A 3,417-nucleotide genomic window follows, 5' to 3' on the forward strand; every position below is an offset into this window, starting at 1 on the left:
TGATATTTCCATCGACCAAGCAGCTATTCTCGAAGTGGCTGTATTACGGGATAGGGACGACGTTTTCGTTGGCGGTGCTGGCGTTCATGGTGGGCGTGGCGACGAAGCTGGTGATGGTGATAGGAGGTGCGATGGCGGTGAAGTACGCTTTGATCATGCAGGGCAACGGCGCTTCGGAAGGATTGAATACGCTTGCGATGCAGCAGGGTGGGATGGGGATCGTGCTGACGATCATGCTGATCACCTGTCCGCCGATGGCGGCGATGTTCTTCCAGGGCACGCTGGGCCAGGCGGTGACGATGTACTCGCAGTTTGGTGCTAGCGGCGGCCAGGCGCGCGATGCGGCGGGTAATCCGGTCGGGGGGTATAGGCCGGCATCTAACGGTATAGGACGGGAAGAAGGGCCGGAGAAGGGAGGTGATGTTGTAAATCCCTTTGCCCGACCTAATAGCCAGATGGCTCCATCTGAAACTGTATCTGATACTAAAAAGTACGAAGGGCAGCAACATAGAGGGTCTGCGAGATGAAGATATTAAGTGTAGTCCGTTTGATTATAATGGCTACTCTATTTGGTTTCTCCAGCTATTTGGTGGCACAGGCTCCGCCCAGTGGCCCTTGTCCCCCTGGTGCTGTGCCTATTCCAGGGCAGGGACGTTGCGGCTCGCCAGCGGAGGCTGCGGGAATTAATAGAGGGGGGAGTGGTAGCTCTACACCCGCCTATACTGAAATTTGGGAGGATCGCTATGGTGCGATTGCTGTAGATTATATTTCTGCTAAAAGTGGTACTGTTGAAAATGAGAAATCAGAGCGGCGGGCTAAAGATAAGGCACTGAAGTTATGTGGAACATCTAATTGCAAAATTATGACTTCAGTAAGAAATTACTGTCAGGCGGCGGCATATGGGGGCGGTGTTTCCTATGGGACTGCTTCAACGATTGGTGAGGCAAGGAATATAGCTATGGCTAGATGTCAATCGGATGGGAGGCAGTGTGAGATTCAATATAGCGGTTGCAGTCTTCCCGTTCGAGTAAAATAGCCTAGATTAATCGTTTTTTGCGCATGAATAAATGAGAAGCAAGGATGGTTGTCAATAAAAAACAGGGGGCTACTTTTGTTGTCTTGATGCTCTTTATTTTTGCCATTCCTAGTGAGATTAATGCGCAGGCTCCCCCCAGTGGTCCCTGCCCTCCCGGTGCAGTGCCTATCCCAGGGCAAGGGCGTTGCGGTTCACCGGCTGAAGCCTCGGCGATCAATAGTGGTGGGAAAGGGAACCCGGCTCCGGTATATACGGAAGTTTGGGGGAATAGGTTTGGTGCGATTGCTGTCGATTATGATAAGGCCAAAAGCGGATTTTCTGAAGGGGAAAAAAGTCAACGGGTGGCAGAGCGAATGGCATTGCAGCAATGCGGCACCCGTAATTGTAAAGTGGTTTCATGGGTGAAGAATGGCTGCCAAGCTGCTGTATATGGAAATGAGTGGGCTACTTACGGAATAAATATAGATGTGCAAGTGGCTGAAGAAGAAGCCATGAATAAGTGCGCGAGGAGGGGGGTAGGAGTATGCAAGGTCGAATATTCGGGTTGTAGTCTCCCTGTTCGAGTGAAATAACTTGAGTTAACCACTCCTTCCGCTTATGAATAAAGTAAATAATTTTATGTTAAAGCTATTGTTTACCCTGTTGCTAGTTGTATGCACATTTCTTGTGGCTGGGTGTGCGGGTGAGTCTGCGGCGGTGGCAGAGCAGTCTCCTGTGGTTGAGCATACCGAGACGACAAGGGGTACGGTGCCTCCAGAGAAAGAAAGGAATATGGACTCAATGGATAGCATGAAAAAGCAGCTTGATACATTACTCTCTCCCGGTTCTTCGTATATGGATGTGAGGGAGGAGTTGCTTGCCAATGGCTGGGAGCCGATGGCTACGTTGAATTGCAAGGAGAATGTTGTTGGTGGCGACTGGAAGAATATATGCACGGCACTGGATGCCCCCGCAGTCTGCAAGGTATGTAATGAAATGATAGAACTATCAGCCTACAGTGGCGACGGGAATGTTTTGGCAAAATTCCGCCATGGTATCACTGGGAAGATTATTGAAGTCAGCGCTTATGGGATGTTGGAGGATTGGGGCGTGCGTGGCGAGGACTCACGCCTACAATACTCTGGCTGGGGGTTTGAACAGAAGTAACCGTTTTCTCGTAAACATAGTGCATGACGCACTATGAAGCTCTGATTGATAGTCGCAAGAGTCGATCAGGGGGGGCGTGACTCACGCTATGGCCCGATTGCATTCAGGATGAGTCGTCGGAATCCGCCAATTAACTATCTTGCCTAGAAGGAGCTTGAAAATGAGTAATCCACTGTATGACCTGATGCACAAGGGCGAATCCGGTGTTGCTGGATACAACGCCTACAATCGCGGTACTGCTGTTAATTCGAAGGGGCAGAAATACATAGTTCCTGCTGATCGGGATATTGATTTCTCATCACTGACGCTCGGGCAGTTGTCTGACTTGCAGCATCTTGGTAGGCGTGACCCTGATCGTATTTTTGCAGTCGGGAAATACCAAATCATTCCGGATACTATGGATGGCGCGATCAGATCAATGGGATTGGATCGTGGTCAGAAGTTCACTCCCGAGCTTCAGGACAGGATATTCTCCGAATATTTGATCGTCACCAAACGCCCGGATATTTATGCCTATATCACGGGGAAACCCGGTGCTACGTTGGAAAATGCTCAGTTTGAGCTTTCACGTGAGTGGGCGAGTTTCAGTGATCCTCGCAAGGGCGATATGCGAAGCCATTACGGCAGTGGGAATCGCGCGCATATTTCGTTACAGGAATCTGCTGATGCCTTAAATTCGATGCGTGCGGAATACTCGAAGAATATCGATAAGGGAATGCAGCCCAAAGATGCCTGGGCTTCCGTGATCGGTTCGACTCAAACTCAGCAGTATGGTGAAGTGAATAGCCAGTCTGCTGTTAACAAAGCAGAAGCGATAAAAGAAACGCAAGCTGCACTCGCTACTCTCGGCTACTTAGGCAAAGACGGCAAACCCCTGGCCCAGGATGGTATTCAAGGCCAAAACACCGAACATGCAGTCCGCATCTTCCAGCAGTCGCATGGCCTGTCAGTGGACGGCACCGTTGGCCCGCAGACTCTGAAGGCGCTGGAGCACGCCAAGGCCCATCCGTTCGTCACCGAGGTCAACCATCCGAATCACATGCTGTACAGGGCCATTGCCGAAAAATTACCCCCAGGTACCGACCCGAGGGTGACGGCCAACGTCACTTTGCAGGCCATGGAAAATGGTGTTGACCATCCCAGCAAGCTGCGTGAGGTGTTGGTCAATGGCAATGACGTGTGGGTACTGAGCACCAGCCCCGACCCGGCCCAGCGCGCCCGAGTGGACTTGCAAG

Annotated in this window: 4 protein-coding genes and 1 pseudogene; all 5 read left to right on the forward strand. The window is 51.1% G+C overall.

What is annotated here, in order from left to right; genetic code table 11:
• Positions 1-527: pseudogene (locus EBB59_RS13050) on the forward strand (type IV secretion system protein); the annotation flags it as partial.
• 29 nt (positions 528-556) lie between these two features.
• Complete coding sequence (locus EBB59_RS14600) at positions 557-1,036, forward strand: DUF4189 domain-containing protein (protein WP_425451837.1); 480 nt, start codon at positions 557-559, stop codon at positions 1,034-1,036.
• A 44-nt stretch (positions 1,037-1,080) separates the two neighbouring features.
• Positions 1,081-1,608 (forward strand): DUF4189 domain-containing protein, encoded by a 528-nt coding sequence (locus EBB59_RS13060; RefSeq protein WP_122102578.1) that lies wholly within the window; start codon positions 1,081-1,083, stop codon positions 1,606-1,608.
• A gap of 25 nt (positions 1,609-1,633) precedes the next feature.
• The gene (locus EBB59_RS13065) at positions 1,634-2,182 is read left to right on the forward strand and encodes a hypothetical protein (protein WP_147455618.1); all 549 of its coding nucleotides are present in this window, start codon (positions 1,634-1,636) and stop codon (positions 2,180-2,182) included.
• Positions 2,183-2,342: 160 nt separating this feature from the next.
• Positions 2,343-3,417, forward strand: a 1,075-nt coding sequence (locus tag EBB59_RS13070; protein WP_211327760.1) for a peptidoglycan-binding protein, incomplete at its 3' end; no start/stop codon positions are given.

Origin of the sequence: Solilutibacter pythonis, assembly GCF_003697345.1 — a bacterium.
GTDB classification, from domain to species: Bacteria; Pseudomonadota; Gammaproteobacteria; order Xanthomonadales; family Xanthomonadaceae; genus Solilutibacter; species Solilutibacter pythonis.

Coding starts and splice junctions, on each gene's coding strand:
- EBB59_RS14600 (WP_425451837.1), top strand. CDS start 557: ATGGCTACTCTATTTGGTTTCTCCAGCTATTTGGTGGCACAGGCTCCG.
- EBB59_RS13060 (WP_122102578.1), top strand. CDS start 1,081: ATGGTTGTCAATAAAAAACAGGGGGCTACTTTTGTTGTCTTGATGCTC.
- EBB59_RS13065 (WP_147455618.1), top strand. CDS start 1,634: ATGAATAAAGTAAATAATTTTATGTTAAAGCTATTGTTTACCCTGTTG.